Here is a 22708-nt window from a genome sequence, read left to right on the forward strand (position 1 = left end):
GTGCTAGCGTGGGGTCATGACGGACACGGGCTACGGCACGCAGATGGTCGAGGGGCCGCTCACCAAGTCGGCGATCTTCCTCGTGCTGAACGTCGCGGCGACGGGCGCGAGCGGCGAGGGCGGATCGGCCACCCCGGTGGAGTCCGTGCGGAGCGTCCTCGCGGATCTCGAGGATCTCGTCAAGACCGTCGGCTTCCGCGACCCCCGCACCGCGGTCTCCTGCACCGTCGGCATCGGCGACCGCGTCTGGGGCTCCCTCGTCGGGCCGGCGAAGCCCGCCGAGCTGCACCCCTTCCGCGAGTTCGCCGGCGACCGCCACACGGCGATCGCGACGCCCGGGGATCTGCTGTTCCACATCCGCTCCGACCGGGAGGACCTCTGCTTCGAGCTGGAGCGGCTGCTGCTCGACGCGCTCGGCGCCGCCGTCACCGTCGCCGACGAGGTGTCGGGGTTCCGCTACTTCGACACGCGCGACCTGCTCGGCTTCGTCGACGGCACGGCCAACCCGATCGGCCCCGACCTTCCGGAGTCGGCGCTCGTCGGCGATGAGGATCCGAGCTTCTCGGGCGGCAGCTACGCGGTCGTGCAGAAGTACCTCCATCCGCTCGCGGACTGGCAGCGGCTCACGACGAGCGAGCAGGAAGCCATCATGGGCCGCACGAAGGCCGACAACGTCGAGCTCGACGACGCGGAGTCAGGCCAGAAATCGCACAAGACCCTCGCCACGATCGAGGACGAGGCCGGCGAGCACGACATCGTGCGCGACAACATGCCGTTCGCGAGGCCCGGCAGCGGCGAGTTCGGCACCTACTTCATCGGCTACTCCCGGCACCTGTGGGTCATCGAGCGCATGCTGGAGCGCATGTTCATCGGAGATCCTCCCGGCCTCCACGACCGGCTGCTCGACTTCTCCACGGCGATGACGGGCACCACCTTCTTCGTGCCGTCGGCCGAGCTGCTCGGGTCGCTCGACGACGAGCCCGCGGACGAACCCGCGCGGGGCGGCGACCCGGCGCCGGGCGGGGATCCCGGGGTCTCTCCCACCCCCGAGCCGGTCCCGGCCCAAGAGCCGACAGCGGATCCCGGCGCCGCCCCCGCGGATGCGTCTCTCGGCATCGGTTCGCTCAGGAACCCGCCGCATTCCCCGATCTCGGTCGGCCGGCAGACCGCCGACCGGTCGCTCGCTGAAAGGACAGGGCAATGAACCACCTGCTGCGCGGTCACGCGCCGATCACCTCCGACGTCTGGGCGATGATCGACGACGAAGCCAAGACCCGCCTCACCGCGGCGCTCGGAGCGCGGCGCCTCGTCGACTTCTCCGGGCCGCACGGCTGGGAGCACTCGGCCACGTCCACCGGACGCGTCGGCCCCGTCGTCTCCGCCCCCTCGGAGGGCGTGATCGCGAGGGCGCGCCGCGTGCTGCCGCTCGCCGAGGTGCGCGCGGACTTCGTGCTCTCCCGCGACGAGCTGGAGAGCGGCACGCGAGGCGCCCCCGACGTGGACTTCGGCCCCCTCGACGACGCCGCGAAGCGCATCGCGAGCGTCGAGAACGCGGCCATCGTCGACGGCTGGGGCGAACTCGGCATGACCGGCATCGCGCAGGCCTCCCCGCATGAGCCCATCCCGGTCGGCGACGACGCGAGGCGCCTCGCGGTCCGCGTCGCGGCGGCGGTCGCAGCGCTCAAGGGCGCCGGCGTCGACGGCCCCTACGGCCTCGCGCTGGGCTACGAGCTGTGGGTGGACGCCATGGGCGGCAACGATGCCGGCGGTGCGCCCCTGCTGACGCACCTCACCCGGATCCTCGACGGGCCCGTGCAGTGGACGCCCGGCATCACGGGGGCCGTCGTGCTGAGCCTGCGCGGCGGCGACTTCCTGTTCGAGAGCGGCGAGGATCTGTCCGTCGGCTACGCGGGGCACACCGCGGAGTCGGTCAGCCTCTACCTGCAGGAGACCTTCAGCTTCCGCGTCGCTACCCCCGAGGCCGCGATCGCCCTGAGCTGAGGGCCTCGCACCCGCCCCTGACGTCGAAGACCACGCGGGCGAACTGGCCGACCGCGTGCGCCGAGACCAGGCGCAGCCGGTCGGACTCGATGCGCCTGGGCAGCAGCGGCGCGCCGGCGGCGAGCGCGACCGGGGCGATCGACAGCGCGATCCGGTCGAGCGCACCGGCATCCAGGAACTGGCCCGCGAGCTCGCCGCCACCGATCACCCAGATGTCGCCTCCGCCCGCGGCCTCCCGGATCGCGGGGAGGGCGGCGGCGACACCGCCCGATACGAGGCGCACGTCGGCGCCCTCCGGGATCGGCAGCTCGCGCGTGGTGAAGACGAACGTCGGCTTCTCGCCGAACAGCTGCGACCAGCGCTCGGGGTGCTCGAGCAGCCCCTCGTGGCGCAGCACCCACTCGTAGGTGGTGGAGCCCTCCACCAGCACGGCGGCGTCGGGAGGCAGCAGCCTCTCCTCCGGGCGCTCGCCGCCCTCGACTGCGAAGAGCCAGTCGAGGGAGTTCTGCTCGTCGGCGATCCAGCCGTTGAGCGTGGTCGCGGTGTCGAAGATGATGTGTCCCATGCGGCCGACTGTAGCCGCTGCCGCCGACATCGACCGGGCAGCTCCCCGCTCAGGGCTCCCGTGCCGGCTCAGGTGCCGGCTCCGGCTCGAGCACCCCCGTGATCTCCTCACCCAGGGGCTCGGCGAGCACCTCGGAGTAGGCCCAGCTGAGGTGGTGGGAGTCGCGGAACGCCAGCACGCCGCCGATCACGGGGGACGCCTCGTCGTCGACGACGAAGTAGTCGCTCAGGTCGACGAGCGAGACCCTCGCCGGCTGGGACACCTCGGCCGCCTCTGCCAGCGGGTCCTCGTGGAACGCCTCCTGCTCGGGCACTGCGCAGGCCCGGCTCGCCTCGGCGCCGTTCTCGGTCACGCAGCGCAGCACGTTCCCCGGCATCTGCGGAGTGTCCCGGATCGCGACCACGTGACGCACCGACTCGGGCAGTGCGGCCCAGCGCTCCGCGTAGGCCTCCCGCGCCGACTCGCGCCAGCTCTTCCCCGACACCGCGACGATCCGGTTCGTCGACTTCGCCGAGGTGATCACGGTGTCGATCTGCGGGGTGTCCTCGAGCTTCTCCACGGCCCGCTCGTTCCAGTCGGCGCAGTCCTGCTGCAGCGCGCGCTTGCCCGCCTCGGTCGCCGCATCGAAGTCCCGATCCCCGGCGATGAAGGGGCACGACGCCTTGGCCATCACCAGGAGGCTCCAGTTCTCCCGATCCGCCACGCGCTCGAGCGCCCCGAGCCACTGCTCGGCGTGCGAGTCGCCCACGAGCGCGATCGCCCGGTCGGCCGTCTCGAGCTTCGCGCCGTACTCGCAGACCCGCAGCTCGCTGCCCTGGATCGGGCTCAGGCACCGCTCGGGGGCCTTGTCGGCGAGGGAGGGATCCGGGATCGGCGGCTCGGCGGGCTCGGGGTCGCACCCGGAATCCGGGTCGAGCGCCGGCAACCCCACGCACGTATCGGGATCCTGCAGCGCCGCCGACACCTCGTCCCTCGCGGTGTCGATCCGCTTCTCCGCCGTGTCGACGCCCACGAGCGACAGGGCGAGCATGATCCCCATCGCGCCCGTCGTGATCGCGAGAGTGCGCCCGTTGGTCCAGGACCGCGCGGCGCCGGTGCGGAACGGATCCTCGACGAGGATCTTGGAGAGCCAGGCCAGCAGCAGCGTCGCCGCGACGATCGCGCCCCAGTCGAGCACGCCCATCGGCCGCCCCAGCACGAACGGCACGAGCACGATGATCGGGAAGTGCCAGAGGTAGGCGCCGTACGACACGTCTCCGAGCCACTGCATCGGCCGGGCGGCCAGCAGCGCGGTCGGAGCCCAGCGCGTGCGCGGCTCCCCCGCCGCCACGACGAGCGCGGTCGCGACGACCGGCAGGAGGGCCACCCATCCGGGGAACGGGGTGCCGCCGGTGAACAGTGCCGCGCTGACGCCGATGCCGGCGAGGCCGGCCCAGGCCATCGCCGAGCGGACCGCCGGGGAGAGACGCGCGAGCGGGTCGGCGGCGGACGTCGCGAGCAGCGCGAGCAGACCGCCGGCGGCGAACTCCCACGCGCGCGTCGTGGTGACGAAGTAGGCCTGCGCGGGATCGAACGCGGTCACGGCGATCGAGGTCGCGAAGGAGGCCAGCGCGACGGCGCCGATGAGGATCCCGAAGCACAGGCGCGCGCTCGGGGCCGGACGGCCGGAGCCGCCGGGACGGCCGGGTCGAGCACCGCCGCCGGGCCGCTCGCGCCGTCGCGCCGCCCACGCGGCGAGCAGCACGGCCGCCAGCGCGACCACCGGCCAGACGATGTAGAACTGCTCCTCGACCGACAGCGACCAGTAGTGCTGCACGGGCGAGACCTGGGCTTCGTCGGCCATGTAGTCGACCGACTCCGCTGCGAGCACCCAGTTCTGCACGTACGCGGCGGACGCGGCGAGCTGCAGGAGGAAGGAGGGCACGAACCCCGACGGGGCCATGATCCACACCGCGAGGAGGGTGGCCCCGAGCACCAGGAGCGCCGCCGGGAGCAGGCGGCGCGCGCGCCTCGCCCAGAACCGCGGCAGGTTCACCGAGCCGCCGGCCTCCATCTCGCGGAGCAGCTGGCCCGTGATGAGGAATCCGGAGATCACGAAGAACACGTCGACGCCGACGTATCCTCCGGGGAGCGCGGGCGGGACGAGGTGGAAGACCAGCACCAGCGCGACGGCGATGGCGCGGAGCCCCTGGATGTCGGTCCGGACTCCCCCGGCCGCACCCGCACGGCGGATCTGCGGCGCCTCTCCCCGAGCCGCCCCACGTGCCTCGTGCGTCAGTGTCCGTTCCATGAGAGTGGTCGCATCCGTCCGGATCATCTCACTCTATACAACGATTCGGTAACAGCGCACGGCGCTGGTGCGCGACATCGGGGAGGCGTACAATTCCTCCCGCACGCGGCCTCCGTCCGACCCGCCGCAGCGCCTGCCGGAGCGGCTACAGATGCAGCCGCTTGGCGAGCTCGTGCCGCATCTCCGGGCCCTGATCGAGCTGCAGCAGCAGGAGGACGAGCAGCCCGAGGGCGCCGCAGATGATCGAGGGCAGCGGGTGCGACACCCAGCCGAGCATGAGGAACACGATGGGTGCCAGCCCCAGCAGCACGGTGAGGCCGCTGTAGAGGATGTGGTCGCCCACCTCGATGCGCATCAACCGCACCGTGATCAGGAGGGCGACGATGGAGCTCGCGCAGACGATCGGCACCGCGTAGCTGAGGGACCAGCCGCGCCAGCCCGTGAGGTAGTCCCAGTACACGCAGACGAGGCCGACCACGATCACCAGGTACACGGTGCCCTTCGCGACGTTCCGCCGCTTGCGCACCGCCATCAGCACCACGAGCCACATGGCGCAGACCCCCAGCCACACCGAGCGGAGCACCCCGATGCCGTCGAGCTCGCGCCGGAACAGCAGCTGAGCGAGGAACGAGGACAGGATGATCGCGATCGAGGTGAGGAACAGGACTCTGAGCACGCGCCGACGCGAGAAGGCGAGCGGCACGGCCGGGAGCGGGCTCGGCGCCGCCTCGCCCGCAACGGCGGCTCCGCACAGCGGGCAGTGGCTCCAGCCGCCCTCGATGCGGACGGAGCAGTCCGCGCAGCGCCTCACGACTCCTCCTCGGCGATCTCGCGCTCCGTCACCCGCGCCGCCGCCACCGTCACGTCCACTCCGCGCGCTGTGAGCAGCCTGGCGAACTCCCGGACGTGTCCGGTCTCGACGAACGGCGAGGTGAAGCTCACGGTGAGCTGCCCCGCGTGCGACATCGCGCAGAACTGGGGTCGGACGGCTGAGACGTGGAACAGCATCCGCCCGACGCGCGACTCGGCGGGCTCGGGCAGGGCCACCCGGCCGAGGTTCGACACAGCGACGGTCAGGCCGCGGTTGTTGCCCCAGTTGATCAGCCTCAGGATCCCGTCCTTGAGCGGACGCGGCACGACCCTCAGCGCGGGCGTCCGCTCGAACCTGATGAACCTGCGCAGCCTCCGCTCGAGCGCGTCCGGAGTCGCCTTCGGCCGGAACTGATGCTCGAGCCGCCGGGAGATCGATCCGAGGTCGTCCGCGCCCTCGCCGTAGGTGTGCTCCACCCGGACGGTCGCGAAGAAGTTGCGCGCCGACGTCGAGGGGAAGAACTGACGCAGGTTCACCGGCACCGAGGCCGCGAGGGTGCGATCCCTGCCGAGGCCGCCCGACGACAGGCGGATGGACTCGAAGAACAGCGCGGTCAGGTACATCGTGAGCGCGACGCCCTCGGAGCGCGCGAGGGCGAGCACCTCCTTCGCCGGCATGGTGAGCTCGACGACGCGGGTGCGGTTGTCCGGCGTCCGCGTGCCTGCCACCCGGTGCACCCGCCTCCGCGGCGGGCGGGCAGCCCGCCCGTGCCCCTCGGGCTCGGCGGAGGGCGACCGCGCACCGTCGTCGACCGTGAGCACCGCCGGCGCGGCCGCGCGGCTGAAGGCCGCCGCGGCGGAGCGGGTCTCACCCCGACGACGACGGAAGTAGTGCCCGAAGCTGTCGGCGGTGAGCTCGTGCGCCGGCTCGTCCGCGTCGCCGCCGTCGTCGCGCTCGTCGGCGCTCCGGTGCGGGCCGATATCCGGGCCGGTATGCGGGCCGCCGACGAGGCCGACGCCGGGCGGCGCGGGATCCTCCTCGGGGTAGCGCAGCCGGACGTAGGCGGTCGCCAGGTCGGAGAGGAACCACAGCGCACCGGTCCCGTCCGACAGGGCGTGGAAGATCTCGAGGATGATCCGCCGCCGGTGGTGCATCACCCGGAACAGGAGGTTGCGCCGATCCGCCTGATAGATGGGAGCGCAGGTGTGCTGCTCCTCGGGGGTGACGACGGGGCGCAGGTCGCTGTCCTGCAGGTAGTACCAGAACACTCCGCTGCGCAGCACGGCGTGATAGAGCCGGTAGCGCTCGTACGTCGCGTCCAGGGCCCGCTGCAGCAGCACGGGATCCACGTCGGCGTCGACCTCCGCGCTGATGCGGAACACCTTGGGGTCGGCCTCGCTCCGCGCGGCGAGGAAGATGTTGGATGCGTTGTCGAGCCTCACCCACGCGCGTCGGTTCACGTCGCCTCCTCGCCGGTGGGCGGCGGATCGTCCGCGAGCGCGCCGTCGAGGAACGCGTCGATCACCCCGTACGCCTCCCGCAGCGAGCGGGAGAACCTCGGCAGCGCGATGAAGCCGTGGAGGGCCCCGGGCACCCGGTGGAGTCGCACCGCATTGCCGGCTTCCTCCAGGGCGCGGGCGTAGGCCTCCCCCTCGTCGCGCAGCAGGTCCAGCTCGGCCGTGATGAGGAGCGTCGCCGGCTGGTCGGAGAGGTCCTCCGCCATCAGCGGGGCGACGAGCGGATCGCGACGGCGATCCGGATCCGGGACGTAGAGGTCGAGGTAGTCCTGCACCTCGGTGTTCGTGAGCCGGTAGTCGTCGCCGTGATTGCGCACCGAGGCGAATGGAGACGTCAGCGGGTCGTGGTCCCAGTGCGTCACGGGATAGAGCAGGATCTGCCGGCTCGCGCCCCGGTGCCCGCGCTCCCGCAGCAGGAGCGAGACCGCCGCGGCCAGGTTGCCGCCGGCCGAGTCGCCCATCAGCACGATCCGGTCGGCGTCCCGGATCCCCGCTCGCCGCGGGTCCTCGAGCAGCAGCCGAGCGACCCGGGCGCAGTCCTCCAGGCCTGCGGGGAAGGGATGCTCAGGCGCCAGCCGGTAGTCGACGGACGCCACGACGCAGCCCGTGAGGTCGGCCATCGTCGCGCACGCCGGAGTGTAGCTCTCGATGTCCCCGGTGACCCAGCCCCCGCCGTGGAAGAAGAGGATGACGTCGTCGCGTCGCTGCACCCTCGGTGCGAACACGCGAACCGGAATCCGGTGGCTCCCGTCGCCGGAGACGATCTGGCGGTCGAGCGCCCGGTACCGCGGCACCGGCCGAGCCGCGAGGCGCCTCTGGAAGCGCCGCACCCGCTCGTAGTCCTCGCGCATGTTGACCCGGGGCGCCGCGAAGAGCCTGAGCGCCGCCCTGAGCAGCCGGTTCACGCGCGGCCGGAGATGTCGGGGGCTGGCTGGTCCATGCCCCCAGCATAGGGATCCCGCATCAGGTGCCGCAGTACGTGCGGTGCGGGCCGGATCCCTCGGGGGCCGGCAGCGCGTAGCGGTCGAAGCCCGGCCGATGCTCGAACGGACTCGTGAGCAGCCCGAGCAGGGTCTCGAACGGCGCGGGATCGCCGATGGTCGCGGCGTCCAGCGCCTCGTCGACGAGGTGGTTCCGCGGGATGTAGACGGGGTTCACCCGGTCCATCGCGTCGCCGTCCGGTCCGAGCGCCAGCCAGGCGTCGAACCACTCGCCGGGACCCGCCCCGACCGCGAACAGGGATCGCACCCCGTCCTCCCGACCGCGCGCCGCCTCCGCGAGGGCCCGGAAGAAGCCGGTGTAGTCGATGCTCCGCGCCTGCAGATCCTCGAGCGCGCCCACCGCGATCCGCGCGATCTCCTCCTCCGCCTCGGCCGCCTGCTCCGCATCGGGATCCGGTGCGCCCGGGCGGCCCGCGATCCCGAGCTTGGCCCGCATGCCCGCGATCCACGCATCGCCGTAGGCGTCGCCGAAGCCCACGAGCGTCTGCTCCGCGAGCTCGACGGCGGCCTCGGGGGTCTCGGCGAGCAGGGGCAGCAGCGTCTCGGCGAAGCGGGTCAGGTTCCACAGCGCGATGCGGGGCTGGTTGCCGTAGGCGTAGCGCCCGCCGTGGTCGATCGAGCTGAACACGGCCGCGGGGTCGTACGCGTCGATGAAGGCGCAGGGGCCGTAGTCGATCGTCTCGCCCGAGATGGTCGTGTTGTCGGTGTTCATGACGCCGTGCACGAAGCCGACGAGCATCCACGAGGCGAGCAGCCGGGCCTGCGCCGCGATCACGGCCTCGAGCAGTCCCAGGTACGGCGCCTCGGTCTCCGCCAGGTGCGGGAAGTGGCGCGCGATCGCGTGATCGGCGAGCCGGCGCAGCAGATCGGCGTCGCCGGTGGAGCGCGCGTACTGGAACGAGCCGACCCTGAGGTGACTGCTGGCGACGCGCACGAGCACGGCGCCGGGCAGGAGGCCGGTGTCGCGCGGCACCAGCCTCCCCGTGCCCACGACCGCGAGGGCCCGGGTGGTCGGGATCCCGAGCGCGTGCATCGCCTCGCCCATCGCGTACTCGCGCAGCATCGGGCCAACCGCCGCGAAGCCGTCGGCGCGGGCGAGCGGCGTTCTGCCCGACCCCTTCAGGTGGAGGTCGCGCAGCCGGCCCGCCGTGTCCTCGGCCTCGCCGAGCAGCAGGGCGCGCCCGTCCCCGAGTCTCGGCACATACCCGCCGAACTGGTGGCCTGCGTACACCTGCGCGACCGGGCGGCTGCCCTCGGCGAGCGCGTTGCCGAGGAGGAAGCGCACGCCGGTCTCGCTGCGGAGCGCATCGGCGTCGAGGCCGAGCTCGCCCGCGAGCTCCTCGTTGAGCATCAGCAGCGACGGCTCTTCCGGCTCCATGGCGCGCCACGGGATCGCCATCTCGGGCAGATCCCGGGCGAAGGCGTCGCCGAGCGAGACGCCCGGCATCTCGGGCAGTTCGTCTCGTGCCGCATCTCGGGTCGGCGGGCGCGCCGGGTCGGGGCCCGGGGGCGGGTTCGGGGGCGGTGTTGCGTTTCGGGCTGGTTCGGCGGACATGCCCCGAGGATACGCGCGCACCCTCACCGCGCACCCAGGCTCGGGCCGCCGGTGCCGAGGAGGAGTACGGAGAGGGCGGGAGCGCGCGCGGCGCACGCCACGGTCGGTCGTCGGCGCCTCCGCAGATCCTCGGCGAGCATCACGAGGATACCGCTGGGGCCGCGCAGGTAGGTGAGTTTGTAGACGTCGCCATAGGTCGCGACACCGCGAAGCGGGTGGCAGCCGTGCCTCGCGGCGACGGCGAGCGCCTCGTCGATGTCGTCGACGGAGAAGGCGACCCGGTGCATCCCGATCTCGTTGGGGAGCGCAGGCTCGGTCTCGATGGCCTCGGGGTGGATGTACTCGAAGAATTCGAGGCGGCCGTGGCCGTCCGGGGTCTGCAGCACCGCGATCTTGGCGTGGTTGTCGTCGAGCCCAACCGCGGTGTCCGCCCACTCGCCGCTCACCGTGTCGCGGCCCACGACGGTGAGGCCGAGATCCGTGAAGAACGCGACCGCGGCCTCGATGTCGCGAACCGCGATGCCGACGTTGTCGAGTCTGATGGCCATGCGTCGCATCGTAGCAACTGGGACCCGGTCCCGAACCCGATCCCGAGCCCCCGCTCCACGCCCCGTCCCCCGCTCGGGGAAGCATCCCGAGCGCCGGGCGCCTCACCCCTCGTCGAGGAGCGCCGCCGCGTACATGGGGCGTGCGGCGTCGGCGCTCGGCGGGTGGAACAGGCCGGCCGTCGCGTCGCGGTACAGCCGGCTGAGCTCGTGCCCGTTGCCGAAGCCGGCGCCGCCCGCGCATACGAGCGCGACCTCGGCGGCCCGCCGGGCGGCGTCCGACGCGTTGATGCGCGCGCTCACGAGTCGCAGCGGCCAGCCGGATCCGTGGTCGACGAGCTCGTCGAAGTCGCGCGCGTAGGCGTCGAGCTGGGCGGGGATCGCCATGAACTCCATGTGCGCGTCGGCGAGCCGGGTGCGGGCCTCGGGCACCTCGGCGTAGGTCGTGCCGCTCTTCGCCGACCTGCGGCGGCGCAGCCCCTCCGCGGCGAGGTCGAGCGCGCGCCGGGCGACCCCGGCGTAGACCGAGGCGATGAGCAGCTGGAAGTTGCTCGTGATCGCGAAGGTCAGCAGGTCGGGGTGACGCCCGGTCGGGATCCGCCTCGCCACGCGCTCGGGGCGCATCCGCGCGCCGTCCAGGATCGTGGCGCGGCTCTGCGAGGCCCGCATGCCGAGCACGTCCCAGTCGTCGGACACGCGGATCCCCTCGCCGCCGCCGGCCTCCGCCTCGGCCGCCGTGCGCTCCAGGAACCCGTACACGAGTCGCGGCTCCTCCCCCGAGGCGTCGAGGCCGTGCACGATGAGGCGCGTCCACACCGGCGAGAGCGAGGTGAAGATCTTCACGCCCGAGAGCAGGTATGCGCCGTCGGGCTGCACCTCGGCGCTCGTGTTGGAGCCCTGCAGCACCCAGTCGTTCGACGGCTCGCTGATCCCGAACGCGAAGATCTCGCCCGTCATCGCCTCCTCGAGCACGTAGTCGAGCGAGCGGTCGCCGCGCTCGCGCATCGCGCGCACGACGCCCGTGCACATGAGGTGCATGTTGATCGCCAGCGCCGTCGCGGGTGCCGCCGTCGCGAGCCGCTGCTGCAGGCGCGAGACCTCGTGCAGGCCGAGGCCGGGGCCGCCGAACTCCTCGGGCACGAACAGCGCCGGGTAGCCGCGCTCGCGCAGCTCGGCGAGATCCTCGCCGAAGAACCGGTTCTCCCGGTCGTAGATCGCCGCCCGCTCGCGGAACCGCGCCAGCAGCTCCTCGGGAAGGTACTCCTCGGCCAGCTGCGCGTGCCTCGTCTCCCGATCGATCATCGCCTCTCCTCTGCGTCGTCGTGCTTCATCCATGGTCGCGCATCGTCGGAGGTCTCCGATACGTCGGAGGAATGGACCGGGGTCCCTCCGACATACGCGGGTTCTCCGGCGCACGGGACGGCGGCCGGCCGGCGGTACGACCGACCGCGGCACGGGCGGCAGTGCGATACGCCGCCCCGACGGCCCACGCCTCCCTCATCCCCTCAGCAGCAGCGCCGCGTTGTGGCCGCCGAAGCCGAACGAGGTCGACAGCGCCGAGCGGATCCCCCGTTCCCGAGCGCCGACGACGAAGTCCCAGCCGTCGAACTCGGGGTCGTCGAGGTTCAGGGTGGGCGGCAGGATCCCGGTTCTCAGCGCCATCACCGAGATGATGGCCTCGACCGCCCCGCCCGCGCCGAGCAGGTGCCCGGTGCTCGACTTCGTGGCGCTGATCGGGATCCCCCGAGCGGCGTCGCCGAGGGCGGCCTCGAGCGCGGCGAGCTCGGCCGCGTCGCCCGCCGGGGTGCCGGTGCCGTGGGCGTTGACGTGGTCGACCTCTCCCGGCTCGGCCCCCGCGTCGGCGAGGCAGTCGCGCACGGCACGCGCCGCGCCGCGGCCCTGCGGGTGCGGCGCGGTCGGGTGGTGAGCGTCGCTCGACGCCCCGAAGCCCGCGAGCTCGGCCAGCGCCTCGGCACCGCGCGCCCGCGCGCTCTCCTCGGACTCGAGCAGGATCGCGGCCGCCCCCTGCGACATGACGAACCCGGATCTGGCCCGGTCGAAGGGGCGCGAGGCCGACGCGGGGTCGTCCTCGTACCCGGCGGCGAGCGCCCGCATGTTCGCGTTCGAGGCGAGGTTCACCGGGTTCAGGCAGTCCTCCATGCCGACGACGACGACTGCGTCGGCGTAGCCGTGCCGGATCCGGCGCAGGCCCTCGCCCAGGCCGATCGCGCCGCTCGCGCAGGTCGCCGAGACGCCCTGCGCCGGCCCGAGGGCCCCGTAGCGCTGGCTGAGCAGGGCCGCCGCCGCATCGGGAGCGCCGTAGACGGCCAGGGTGAGCGGCACCGCTCGCGCGCCCCTCCCGTCGAGCGCGCGCGTGGCGCGCTGCATGGCGTCGACGGGCCCCGATCCCGTCGCGGCGATGACCGCGACGCGCGCGCCGTCCCAGGGCAGGGCCCCGGACTCGGGGGCCGCGCTCGCCTGCGCCAGCGCCTCGTCGGCCGCGGCGAGCGCCCAGTGCTGCACGGGACTGAGTCGTCTCGCGAGCCCCGGCTCGAGCACCGTCGCGACGTCGAAGCCGCGCACCTGTCCGCCGATGCGCACCGGCAGCCCGTCGAACTCGGCGCCCTCGAGCGCGGTGATCGCGCTGCGCCCCGCGGAGACCGACTCCCAGAGCGCCCGCGCGCCGATCCCGCTCGGCGTGATCGCCCCCATCCCGGTGACGACCACCCGGCGGGGCCGACCGCCCGGCCCGGGGAGCCCGCCGTCCACGGGGCTCACAGCCGCACCGCCTCGCCGCGCTCGACGAGCTGCGCCGTCTCGCGCCGACGGATCTTGCCGCCCACGGTGCGGGGCAGCCGCTCCACGGCGTACCAGCGCCCGGGCACGAACTGCGGCGCGAGCCGCTCGCGCGCCCGCGCCAGCAGCGCGGCCTTGCCGGGCAGCGGCGCCACGTCCGGGCCGCCGCCCCGGCCGACGACGCCCTCGACCACGAGCGCCACGACACTGCCGAGCCTCGGATGGGCGAGGGCGATCGCGCATACGGACCCGAGGCCCGGCATCCCCTCGAACTCCCGCTCGACCTCGGGCAGCGCGACCTTGTGCCCGCCCGTCACCGCGATGTCGCCGACCCGCCCCACCAGCTCCAGCCGATCGCCCACGAGCCTCCCCTGATCGTGCACCGTCGCCCACCCGTCGGGGCCCCGCAGCACGGCATCCGTGGTGCCCGCCACGTAGCCGTCGGAGCAGGCGGCGGCGTGGATCCAGAGCGTGCCGAGCTCGCCCTCGGCGACCTCGGCGCCGTGCTCGTCGCGGATGCTCGCGCCGATGCCGTCGTAGACGGAGATCAGCGTGCCGTCGCCGTCGCGGCTGTCGCCGATGAAGCCGATCTCGGCGGCGCCGTAGTAGCTGATGAGCCGCACGCCGGGCAGCACGCGGGCGAGACCGTCGCGGATGTTCGCGGAGAGGTTGGCCCCGCCCGTGACGACGAGGTCGAGCGATGTGAAGCGCTCGGGATCGCGTCGCGCCGCGTCGCTCAGCGCCTGCACGAGGGCCGGGACGGCGACGACGCGGGTGATCCGCTCCTCGCGCACGCGGCGCCCCATCTCGAGCGGGTCGAAGGCGTCGGCCACGTGCGCGCTGCCGGCGGTCGCGAGGCACTCGATGACAGCGTAGAGGGTGAGGCTGTACGAGACCGGCCCGGGTGCGAGCGTCGCGACCCCCGGCAGCGGCTCGAGGTGCGCCGTCGAGACCGCCGCGTTCTCTCGGTACTGACGCCGGGTCTTCAGGAAGGCCTTGGGGTCGCTCGTCGTACCCGAGGAGAACAGCAGCAGGAACGCCTCGTCGCCGTCCCTCACGATGGGCGGCGGGGCGGGATCGACGCGTGCCTCTTCGCGCCTGAACCCGTCGAGCGAGACGACCGTGCCGCCCCAGCCGCGTGCGGAGAGCGCGGAGGCGAGATCCTCGGAGTCGCTGATCACCACCCCGATCCCGGTGGCGAGGATCACGCGCACGCGATGCTCCAGCGGCCATCGGGGGTCGATCGTCGCGGAGACGGCGCGATAGCCGGCGAGCCCGGTGACGATGCGCGCGGTGTGGAAGGCCGAGACGAGACTGACCGCGGTGATCGGGATCCCACGGGTCTCGGGGGCGGGGGCCGGAGGCTCATGCTGCCCGCGGTGGAGCGCGTCGACCACGGCGAAGGCCCGCCGGGAGTCCTCGACGAGTTCCGCGTAGCTCAGCCGCCCGTCGGAGCCGGCGATCGCGGTGCGGCCGGGGTGCTCCCTCGCCGTCCTCAGCACGGTCGACGTGATCGGCACCGCAACCTCCCCGCGATCGACTCGGACCGCTCCAGTCTATGCGGGGCGGATCCGCCGGCGAGACGTCACTCGAGGCCTCCGTCGACCGGGTCGACCGCTCCCCGCGCGCTGCGCCGCCGCGTGAAGAGGATCAGCGAGATCAGGAAGATCAGGGCGCCCGCGCCCATGAGGAGATACCCGACCATGTCGAGATCGATCCAGTCGACCTGGACGTTCAGCGCGAACGCGAGGATCGCGCCGATGACGAAGAGGGCGATGCCCGAGCCGATGCCCATGATGCTCTCCTTACCTCTGGTGCCCGGCACGGCCGGTGCGCGTGCCTCAGGCGGCGGGTGCCTCCGCGGCCCCTCGGGGACACCCGGGGCGCTTCTCGGAAGCGGGACATGCCTCAGGCTCGCGTCGGCCCGCCCGCCGGGCAAGGGGGTTGACAGGGAGCGAGCCCGGCGAGGGCGGAGGCCAGGAAGTCGTCCTCCGCCTCGTTGCCGGGCAGCTCGAGCGCGCTGCGGTAGGCTCCGGCCGCCGCAGCCGCATCACCGAGTTCCTCCAGGGTCACCGCGCGCGCGATGTGGAACGGACGGAAGCGCAGCAGGGCCGGGTCGGCCGACAGCGCGTCGAGACGGCGCAGCCCCTCGGCGGGGCCGCGCAGCCGACCGAGCGCGACCGCCCGGCCCAGACGCACGACGGGGCCGGGCTCGCGCTGTTCGAGCAGGCCGTACAGCACCGCGATCTGCGCCCAGTCCGTCGTCTCGAGGTCCGCCGCCTCGGCGTGCACGGCGGCGATCGCGGCCTGGATCGCGTACGCCCCCGCCCTCGGACCCGCCCCGGCCGCCGACTCGGCCAGGCGGAGCCCCTCCGCCACGAGCCCCCGGTCCCACAGCGCACGGTCCTGCTCGGCGAGCGGAACGGGTCGGCCCCGAGCGTCGGTGCGCGACGGGCGCCGAGCCTCGGTGAGCAGGAGCAGCGCGAGCAGGCCCGCGGTGTCCGCGGATCCCGGCATCAGCTCGTGCAGCAGCCGCGCCAGCCGGATCGCCTCCGCCGTGAGGTCCTCGCGGACGTGGACGTCTCCCGCGGAGCGGGCGAAGCCCTCCGCGTAGAGGAGGTAGACGACGCGCTGCACGCCCGCGACACGCTCCAGCAGATCCCGACGGCGCGGCGCCTCGAACGGCACGCCGAGGGTGCGGATGCGCTTCTTCGCCCGCACGATCCGCTGCTGCATCGTGGGCACGGGGACGAGCAGCGCGTGCGCCACCTCCGGCGTCTCGAGCCCGGCGAGGAAGCGGAGCGTCAGCGCCACGTGGTCCTCGGGCTTCAGCGCCGGGTGCGCGCAGGCGAAGAAGAGCCCGAGCCGGTCGTCGGGAACCGGGTCCGCGTCGGCTTCGCCCACGTGTGCGGCCGGATCCCCGAGCAGCGCCGGCACCGGCGTCCGCTCCTCCTCGATCCGCAGCCGGGCCAGCTTCTGCGCCAGCACGCCCTCGCGCCTCACGGTGTCGAGCGCCTTCCGCTTCGCAGCGGTCTTGAGCCACGCCTCCGGGGCATCGGGGATCCCGCTCCGCGGCCAGGTCCGCAGGGCCTGGGCGAACGCCTCCTGCGTCATGTCCTCGGCGAGGTCGAGGTCGCCGAACCACCGGGCGACGGTGGCCAGGATGCGGGCGCGGGCGTCGCGGTCGATCGCCGCGACGGCCCGCCGCGCCGCCTCCGCTCCCGGGTGCTCCACGGATCCGCCGATCGCGATTCAGTAGGGGGCGAGCGGACGGATCTCGACGTGCCCGCCGGGAGCCGAGGCGGGACTCTTGCGCGCCCACGCGATGGCCTCGTCGATATTCGCCACGTCGATGATGTATCCGCCGCCGACGAACTCCTGCACCTCGGCGAACGGCCCCGACGAGACCACCCGCTCACCCCGCTCGTCGCTGCCCACGGAGACCCCCTGCTCCGGATCCTCCAGGGCGAACGAGCTGACGACGACGCCCGCCTCCGTGATCTCCCGGTCGAAGGCGAAGAACTCCTCGGGGCTCGCCCCTCCGTGCTCGCCGCACGCCGGGTCGTTCGCGTGCCCCATCAGCAGTAGTGCGTACTTCATGATTCCTCCTCGGTCCTCCGGCGAGGAGCCCTGCGCTCGGCGTGCGCTCCGTGCCGGTGATGAATGCCGAACCCGGTGGCCCGACACCATGATGACGTACGGCACCGGGCGGAATCGACAGTCCGGGGAGAAAAACGAGAAACCCGAGCGGCAACGCGCCGCGACCCCGGCCTGCGGGGCGCGCCCGCGCTCTCCGATAGGCTCGGACACGATGGACGGGACGAACGGGAGCAGACGCAGACTCACCCGACGAGCCCCCGGATGGGCGATCGTCGCCGCCCTCGCCTTCGCCGGCCTGAGCTCGGCGTTCATGTTCACCCTCGTCGTCCCGTTGCAGGGCGAGCTCCCCGCACTGCTGAACGCGTCGCGCGAGGACACCACGTGGGTCGTCACGATCACGCTGCTCGTGGCCGCCGTCGCGACGCCGATCTCGGGCCGGCTCGGCGATATGTACGGCAAGCGCCGGGTAGTGCTCGCGCTGCTCGTCGCGCTCATCGTGGGCTCGGTCGTGGCAGCGCTGTCGACCTCGATCGTCGGCGTCATCATCGGCCGCGGCCTGCAGGGCATCACGACGGGCGTGATCCCGCTCGGCATCGCGATCATGCGCGACGTGCTGCCGCCCGCGCGCCTCGGCACCGCCGTCGCGCTCATGAGCGCGACGATGGGCGTGGGCGGCGCGGTCGGCATGCCGCTCGCCGCCCTCATCGCCGAGACCGCCGACTGGCACGCTCTGTTCTGGATGTCGGCCGGGCTCGGCGTGATCGGGATCGCGGCGATCTGGTTCATCGTGCCCGAGGACACGCTGCGCTCGCCGGGGCGGCTCGACCTGCTCGGGGCGCTCGGGCTCGCGGTCGGGCTCACGGGCCTGCTGCTCTACGTCTCCCGCGGAGCCGACTGGGGGTGGGGATCGCCGCTCGCCCTCGGCAGCGCGTGCGTCGGCGTCGCGGCTCTGCTCGGGTGGGGCGCCTATCAGCTGCGCACCCGCGAGCCGCTCGTCGACCTGCGCGTCGCGGCGCGCCCCGCGGTGCTGCTCACGAACCTCGCGGCGATCGGCATGGGCTTCGCGCTGTTCGCCTCGAACGTGACCTTCCCGCAGCTGCTCGAGCTGCCGGCCGAGAGCGGCGTGGGCTTCGGCCTGAGCATGATCGAGGCGGCGATCTGCATCATGCCGGCGGGCATCATCATGATGTTCCTCTCACCGCTTTCCGGGCTGCTCGAGCGGGTCTTCGGCCCGCGCCCCCTGTTCACCATCGGCACGGCGTCCATCATCGTGGCCTACGCCTTCGTGCTGCTGTGGTCGAGCGAGGTGTGGCACATCGTCGTCGCGAACGCGATCATCGGCGTGGGCATCGCGTTCTCCTTCGCCGCGATGCCGATGATCATCATGCGATCGGTGCCGTCGGACGAGACTGGCGTCTCGAACGGCCTCAACGCGCTCTTCCGATCGGTGGGCACCTCCAGCGCCTCGGCGGTCATGGGCGGCGTGCTCGCGGCGATGAGCGTCACCCGGGGCGACCACGCCGTTCCCACCGAGGCGGCCTTCGTGACCTGCTTCTGGATCTCGATCGCGGCCGCCGCGGTCGCGACGGCGCTGACCTTCTTCATCCCGAAGGCGCCGCCCATCGAGCCGCGGGCCGGGATCCGCGAGGCGCGGTGAGGCGAGCACGACGCGGTCCGGCCGGAGCCGGCCGGACCCGGTGAGGCACGGCCCGGCACGGCCAGACCGGGCGCGGTGAGGCGCGGCGGCTCAGACGGTCGCGACCGATCCGCCGTCGACGCGGTAGTTCGATCCGTTGACGAACGACGCGCGGTCCGAGCAGAGGAAGACGATGACGGCCGCGACCTCCTCCGGCGTGCCGCGACGCTTCAGCTCCAGGAACGGACGCTCCTCGTCGAGGAAGGATCTGATCGCCTCGTCCCGGTCGACCCCGAGCTCGGCGGCGCGGCGATCCATCATCGCGTCGGTCATCGGGGTGCGGATGAAGGCCGGGGAGACGGCGTTCACCAGCAGTCCCTCGCGAGCGTAGCTGCGGGAGAGGCCCTTCGCGAGCGCGAGCACGCCGGCCTTCGAGGCGCAGTAGGGCAGCTCGTCGTCGTAGGGCTGCACGGCGTCCTCGGAGGCGACGAACACGAGGCGCCCTCGGCCGCTGCGCCGCAGGTCCTCGAGGAAGGCCCGCGCCACGCGCACCGGGGCGAGCAGATCGGTCTCGATCGTCGAGACCCAGCCGTCGTCGTCGATCTCGTGGAACTTCCCCTGCGCGCCCGTGACGCCGGCGCAGTGCACGAGCATGTCGATGGGGCCGACGGTCTCGGCGACGCTCCGGCGCAGCGCCGCGATGTCGTCGAGCCGGGTGAGATCCGCGGCGAAGGCGTGCAGTCGCCCGCTCGGCGCATCGAGTCGCGCGGCCGCGGCCTCGAGCTTCTCCGGGTCGCGGTCGGTGAGCACGACGCGCGCGCCCTCCGCGAGCAGCTGCGCGGCGGTGCTCCATCCGATGCCCGAGTCGCCGCCGGTGACGAGCGCAACGCGCCCTGAGATCCCGAGATCCATGAGTGCTCCCTCTCGTGTGGAGCCGCAGCGCAGCGGCCCTCGCTCCGTATCAGTCCTCCTCGGCGTCCCGCAGCGGGATCCGCGTCTTCAGGGCGTCGCGATCGCCCGCGTCGGCCTCGGCGATCGCGCGGCGCGCCTCCTCCCGACGCCCCGACAGGTTCCACAGCAGCACCCCCGCCACCCGCGCTCCGTCGAGGTAGAAGACGATCCCCTGCTCGCGGTCCTCGCTCCAGGCCTCGACGGTCTCCAGGGAGGAGTCGAGGGTGCCGACCGCCTCGTAGCGGTTGCCGAACACGACGGAGTAGAAGTAGGGCGTGTGGTCGTAGGGTTCGTCGGCGCCGGCGAGGTTGCGCCCCGCCTGGTGGCCCATCTCGACGGCGTTGTCGACGTGCTCGATGCGCCGGCGGCCCAGGATCGCGTCGGGATAGGAGGCGATGTCCCCGGCCGCGAAGATGCGGTCGTCGCTCGTGCGGAGTCGGTCGTCCACCAGCACGCCGTCTCCCGTCTCCAGACCGGCCCGCTCGGCGAGGCCGATGTTCGGCGTCACGCCCACCCCCACGACCACGGCGTCGCAGCGCACCCTGTCGCCGTTCGTCAGCCGGAGCTCGAGCCCGTCCTCGCCGGCCTCCCCCTGCTCGAGACGGGCCGCCGGCACGTGTTCCACCCCGGCCTCCCGGTAGAGGCCCTCGAAGCGGTGCGCCAGATCGGCCGGGAAGACCGAGCCGCCGAGCACGGGCTCGGGGAAGATCAGGATCGCCTCGGTGTCGTTCTGCACGAGCGCCGCAGCCAGCTCGGTGCCGATGAAGCTGCCGCCGATCACGGCGATCAGGCGGTGGTCGCCCGCGAGCCGGCGCAGCCGCCGGTAGTCCTCCACGGAGCGGTAGTACACGACGCGCTCGTCCTCGGGGAGGTCGAGCGCGTTCGGGGTGCCGCCCGTGGCGAGCAGCAGCTGCTCGTAGCGGAGCACCAGCCCGTTCTCCGTGCGCACGACGCGGTCCTCGCGGTCGATCGAGACCGCGCGCTCCCCCGCGTGGCGCGTCGCGCCGGTGTCGGCCTCCGTGTCGAGCCAGGCGTCGTCGAAGGAGAACGACGCGTCGGTCCACAGCTTCTTCGAGAGGGCGGGCCGGGCGACGGGCGGCGTCTCCTCCTGGGCGACGATCCCGATCGTCCCCTCGGCGTCGAGCTCGCGGATGCCCCGCGCCGCGCTGTCCGCGACCATGCCGCCGCCCACGATCAGGTACCTGTACTCGCTGTAATCGGACATGCCCGTCACGCTAACGAGCGGCTCCGCCGATCAGCAGGGCCTTGCGGGCGGCGAGCCCCGCTGCTATCCGACGGACGGCAGGGGCCGGGCGCGCCCGTTCAGGAGGTCTGGTCCTTCAACCGCACGAGGCGCTCGTGACCGCTCTCCTCGAGCTCGGCGACGTCGGAGCGCGATTTGAGGAAGTCGGAGAACGAGCGGAAGCCGAGGGCCTTCTCGTTGAAGGAGGGATCCATGCGGCGCATCTGCTGCTTCACCGCCGAGCTGTAGAGCCAGCCCGAGTCGTCCTTCTCCTGGCTGAGCCACAGGGCGCGGATGAGCAGGCCGGTGACCGCGATGTCCGGATCCTCGGCCTCCTCCGCGTCGTCAGCGCCCTCGGAGGCGGTGCCCGATCCCTCGAAGGCGTCGGCGACCACCTCGGTCACGGGCTTCGCAGCGGCGCTCCCCTTCTCATCGTTCCCCGACGAGGCGGCCCTGCCCCGTCGCTGCCGCCGCGACGGCTGCTCCCGCTCGGGCGCCTCGACGCCGGGCAGCGAGTCGTAGGTGGCGAACTCGTCGCACGCCGCGGTCAGAGCCTTCGCGGTGGATCCGGCCACGCCGATCCCGACGACGTAGCGGCCGAGGCGCTTGCAGCGCTGCGCGAGCGGCACGTAATCGGAATCGCCCGCGACGATCACGACGTGCGTGAGATCGTCGAGCCGGAACATGTCCTCGACCGCGTCGACGGCGAGCCTGATGTCGGCCCCGTTCTTCGCGTAGGCCGCCGCCGGGAAGAGCTGCACGAGGTCGACGGCCCGGGCGACGAGCTGCGACCGGTACTCGGCGTTCACCGGAGCCGACCAGTCGGCGTAGGCGCGGGTGAGCACCAGCGTGCCGAACGACGAGGCGTAGTCGATGATGGCGCCCACGTCGACCACGGCGGCCTGCAGTCGGGCTGCGATCTCGGCCTCGGTCGGGTCGTCGGCGATGCGCTGCCGGTCGCGGCCGAACGAGTTGCGTCCGTGCACCCGGTCATACCAGGAGAGCACGATGTTGTCGAAGTCGAGGTAGACCGCGACGCGGCCGTTCTGAGGTTCAGGCACGCCACCAGTCTGGCAGGGATCCTCGCCGCGCGGCTGTCAGTGGCGTGTGCGTTTGGGAGTCGCCGCTCGCTTGACCGTGCGGGCGACCGCGCCGGCGCCCGCCGCGATCGAGCCGCCCGCGGAGCGCGCGCCTCGCGCGATCCGGCGCTCGATCCGCTCGGCGCCCTCGCGCGGGGCGAGCTCGGCCGCGAAGCCGGCAGGGGCGGGCCCGAACGCGAGGCGCGAAGCCGCCACCACGCGACGGCCGAGGATGTGGTTGCCCGCGCCGCCGACCGCGGCTCCGATCCCGAACGGGAGCGCCTTGCCGACGAACGAACCGCCTCCGATCTTCGCGAAGTGGCCGATGAACGCCCGCTGCAGGCGGTCGAGCACGGGCCGCACCGCGCCGCGCGGCAGCGACTTCGTGACGATCTCGCCCCAGAACGCCGGCCGGTCGCCTCCTCGCCCCGCGACCTGGCGCGTGAGCTGCTGCAGCAGGTCGGCGCCCTCGCGGCCCAGCATGAGGCTCATGACGAGCATCCGGGCGCGATCCGGGTTCTCGACGGGGATGCCGTGCACCTCGGCGACCGACTGCGCGAACAGGGCGGTGCTCTCCAGGAACCCCACGGTCTCGACGCCCGAGAGCGCGATCGTGAGCGGCGTGCTGATCGCGGGGATCACGGCCGTGGCTCCCACGGCGGCCCCGCCGCCCGTGATCGCGAGCAGATAGCGGCGCTGCAGCATGCGGATCACCTGGTCGGGCGTGGCCTCGGGGTGGCGCATGCGCACGCTGCGGATGTGGGCGAGCACGACCGGGCGCTGCACCGCGAGCGCGCGATCGAGGCCGCGGGCGAAGGCGGACCGGTGCGCGGGATCGAGGTGCGCGGGATCGCCGTGCGCGGGGCCGCCGTGCGCGGGGTCGCCGTGCGCGGGATCGACGGGCTGGCCGGGGACGGCGAGCGGCGCCGGGCGGGCGTAGACCGGCCGGAGGGGCGCGATCTCGGCGGACGCCGACTCCCCGGCCCCGACGGACGAGGGGGCGCCGTACTGCGGGGCGCGGTATTGTGGCGCGCCGTACTGCGGTTCGTTCATGGCGCTGATTCTACGAACGCGCCGCGCGAACGGCGGCATGGGCGGGGAGGCTGGACGACGGGCGG

General features: G+C 73.2%; 20 protein-coding genes. 3 read left to right on the top strand and 17 right to left on the bottom strand.

Features of this window, described 5'->3' with window-relative positions; translation table 11 throughout:
• Positions 1-16: 16 nt before the first annotated feature.
• Positions 17-1204, top strand: coding sequence for a Dyp-type peroxidase (locus JD276_RS11270; protein ID WP_200115752.1), 1188 nt, complete (start codon positions 17-19; stop codon positions 1202-1204).
• Positions 1201-2001, top strand: coding sequence for a family 1 encapsulin nanocompartment shell protein (locus JD276_RS11275; RefSeq protein WP_200115753.1), 801 nt, complete (start codon positions 1201-1203; stop codon positions 1999-2001). Before JD276_RS11270 ends, JD276_RS11275 begins: the two co-directional genes overlap by 4 nt.
• Here the strand turns inward: JD276_RS11275 and JD276_RS11280 are convergent.
• The 13 genes from JD276_RS11280 to JD276_RS11340 form a co-directional block, all read right to left on the bottom strand.
• Entirely contained in the window at positions 1970-2566 is a 597-nt protein-coding gene (locus tag JD276_RS11280) for a dihydrofolate reductase family protein (protein ID WP_200115754.1), read from the bottom strand. The two genes, JD276_RS11275 and JD276_RS11280, sit on opposite strands and share 32 nt — an antisense overlap.
• A gap of 49 nt (positions 2567-2615) precedes the next feature.
• Positions 2616-4856: an acyltransferase family protein gene (locus JD276_RS11285; protein WP_200115755.1), complete on the bottom strand. Its 2241-nt coding sequence runs from the start codon at positions 4854-4856 to the stop codon at positions 2616-2618.
• 145 nt (positions 4857-5001) lie between these two features.
• Complete coding sequence (locus JD276_RS11290; protein ID WP_200115756.1) at positions 5002-5667, bottom strand: DUF6320 domain-containing protein; 666 nt, start codon at positions 5665-5667, stop codon at positions 5002-5004.
• Positions 5664-7127: an alcohol acetyltransferase gene (locus tag JD276_RS11295; protein ID WP_200115757.1), complete on the bottom strand. Its 1464-nt coding sequence runs from the start codon at positions 7125-7127 to the stop codon at positions 5664-5666. Before JD276_RS11295 ends, JD276_RS11290 begins: the two co-directional genes overlap by 4 nt.
• A complete protein-coding gene (locus JD276_RS11300; protein WP_200115758.1) occupies positions 7124-8089 on the bottom strand; it encodes an alpha/beta hydrolase in 966 nt (321 codons plus the stop codon). Before JD276_RS11300 ends, JD276_RS11295 begins: the two co-directional genes overlap by 4 nt.
• Before the next feature lie 58 nt (positions 8090-8147).
• The gene (locus JD276_RS11305; protein WP_200115796.1) at positions 8148-9632 is read right to left on the bottom strand and encodes a protein adenylyltransferase SelO; all 1485 of its coding nucleotides are present in this window, start codon (positions 9630-9632) and stop codon (positions 8148-8150) included.
• 131 nt (positions 9633-9763) lie between these two features.
• Complete coding sequence (locus JD276_RS11310) at positions 9764-10288, bottom strand: VOC family protein (RefSeq protein WP_200115759.1); 525 nt, start codon at positions 10286-10288, stop codon at positions 9764-9766.
• 102 nt (positions 10289-10390) lie between these two features.
• A complete protein-coding gene (locus JD276_RS11315) occupies positions 10391-11587 on the bottom strand; it encodes an acyl-CoA dehydrogenase family protein (protein WP_200115760.1) in 1197 nt (398 codons plus the stop codon).
• A 195-nt stretch (positions 11588-11782) separates the two neighbouring features.
• Complete coding sequence (locus JD276_RS11320) at positions 11783-13063, bottom strand: beta-ketoacyl-[acyl-carrier-protein] synthase family protein (RefSeq protein ID WP_307866546.1); 1281 nt, start codon at positions 13061-13063, stop codon at positions 11783-11785.
• Positions 13060-14601 (bottom strand): class I adenylate-forming enzyme family protein, encoded by a 1542-nt coding sequence (locus JD276_RS11325; protein WP_200115761.1) that lies wholly within the window; start codon positions 14599-14601, stop codon positions 13060-13062. The genes JD276_RS11320 and JD276_RS11325 overlap by 4 nt, the downstream gene beginning before the upstream one ends.
• A 65-nt stretch (positions 14602-14666) precedes the next feature.
• Entirely contained in the window at positions 14667-14876 is a 210-nt protein-coding gene (locus tag JD276_RS11330; RefSeq protein WP_200115762.1) for a DUF6458 family protein, read from the bottom strand.
• Positions 14877-14989: 113 nt separating this feature from the next.
• Complete coding sequence (locus JD276_RS11335) at positions 14990-16315, bottom strand: RNA polymerase sigma factor (RefSeq protein WP_200115763.1); 1326 nt, start codon at positions 16313-16315, stop codon at positions 14990-14992.
• Positions 16316-16333: 18 nt separating this feature from the next.
• Positions 16334-16681, bottom strand: coding sequence for a YciI family protein (locus JD276_RS11340; RefSeq protein WP_200115764.1), 348 nt, complete (start codon positions 16679-16681; stop codon positions 16334-16336).
• A gap of 211 nt (positions 16682-16892) precedes the next feature.
• On the opposite strand from JD276_RS11340, the gene JD276_RS11345 reads away from it, so the two are divergent.
• Complete coding sequence (locus JD276_RS11345; RefSeq protein WP_200115765.1) at positions 16893-18338, top strand: MFS transporter; 1446 nt, start codon at positions 16893-16895, stop codon at positions 18336-18338.
• 90 nt (positions 18339-18428) lie between these two features.
• Here JD276_RS11345 and JD276_RS11350 read toward each other — a convergent pair whose 3' ends face one another.
• The 4 genes from JD276_RS11350 to JD276_RS11365 form a co-directional block, all read right to left on the bottom strand.
• On the bottom strand, positions 18429-19229 hold the full coding sequence (locus JD276_RS11350; RefSeq protein WP_200115766.1) for an SDR family NAD(P)-dependent oxidoreductase: 801 nt from the start codon (positions 19227-19229) through the stop codon (positions 18429-18431).
• 49 nt (positions 19230-19278) lie between these two features.
• Complete coding sequence (locus tag JD276_RS11355; protein WP_200115767.1) at positions 19279-20493, bottom strand: NAD(P)/FAD-dependent oxidoreductase; 1215 nt, start codon at positions 20491-20493, stop codon at positions 19279-19281.
• Between the two features lie 98 nt (positions 20494-20591).
• Positions 20592-21572, bottom strand: coding sequence for an NYN domain-containing protein (locus tag JD276_RS11360; protein ID WP_200115768.1), 981 nt, complete (start codon positions 21570-21572; stop codon positions 20592-20594).
• A gap of 36 nt (positions 21573-21608) precedes the next feature.
• On the bottom strand, positions 21609-22643 hold the full coding sequence (locus JD276_RS11365) for a hypothetical protein (protein ID WP_233615623.1): 1035 nt from the start codon (positions 22641-22643) through the stop codon (positions 21609-21611).
• Positions 22644-22708 lie beyond the last annotated feature (65 nt).

Origin of the sequence: Leucobacter chromiisoli (genome assembly GCF_016522505.1) — a bacterium.
GTDB classification, from domain to species: domain Bacteria; phylum Actinomycetota; class Actinomycetes; order Actinomycetales; family Microbacteriaceae; genus Leucobacter; species Leucobacter chromiisoli.

Excerpts from the sequence above, each read along its gene's own strand:
- JD276_RS11315 (WP_200115760.1), bottom strand. The coding sequence starts at position 11,587 with ATGATCGATCGGGAGACGAGGCACGCGCAGCTGGCCGAGGAGTACCTT.
- JD276_RS11280 (WP_200115754.1), bottom strand. The coding sequence starts at position 2,566 with ATGGGACACATCATCTTCGACACCGCGACCACGCTCAACGGCTGGATC.
- JD276_RS11350 (WP_200115766.1), bottom strand. The coding sequence starts at position 19,229 with ATGGATCTCGGGATCTCAGGGCGCGTTGCGCTCGTCACCGGCGGCGAC.
- JD276_RS11355 (WP_200115767.1), bottom strand. The coding sequence starts at position 20,493 with ATGTCCGATTACAGCGAGTACAGGTACCTGATCGTGGGCGGCGGCATG.
- JD276_RS11345 (WP_200115765.1), top strand. The coding sequence starts at position 16,893 with ATGGACGGGACGAACGGGAGCAGACGCAGACTCACCCGACGAGCCCCC.
- JD276_RS11365 (WP_233615623.1), bottom strand. The coding sequence starts at position 22,643 with ATGAACGAACCGCAGTACGGCGCGCCACAATACCGCGCCCCGCAGTAC.
- JD276_RS11310 (WP_200115759.1), bottom strand. The coding sequence starts at position 10,288 with ATGGCCATCAGACTCGACAACGTCGGCATCGCGGTTCGCGACATCGAG.
- JD276_RS11270 (WP_200115752.1), top strand. The coding sequence starts at position 17 with ATGACGGACACGGGCTACGGCACGCAGATGGTCGAGGGGCCGCTCACC.
- JD276_RS11340 (WP_200115764.1), bottom strand. The coding sequence starts at position 16,681 with ATGAAGTACGCACTACTGCTGATGGGGCACGCGAACGACCCGGCGTGC.
- JD276_RS11305 (WP_200115796.1), bottom strand. The coding sequence starts at position 9,632 with ATGCCGGGCGTCTCGCTCGGCGACGCCTTCGCCCGGGATCTGCCCGAG.
- JD276_RS11330 (WP_200115762.1), bottom strand. The coding sequence starts at position 14,876 with ATGGGCATCGGCTCGGGCATCGCCCTCTTCGTCATCGGCGCGATCCTC.
- JD276_RS11285 (WP_200115755.1), bottom strand. The coding sequence starts at position 4,856 with ATGGAACGGACACTGACGCACGAGGCACGTGGGGCGGCTCGGGGAGAG.
- JD276_RS11275 (WP_200115753.1), top strand. The coding sequence starts at position 1,201 with ATGAACCACCTGCTGCGCGGTCACGCGCCGATCACCTCCGACGTCTGG.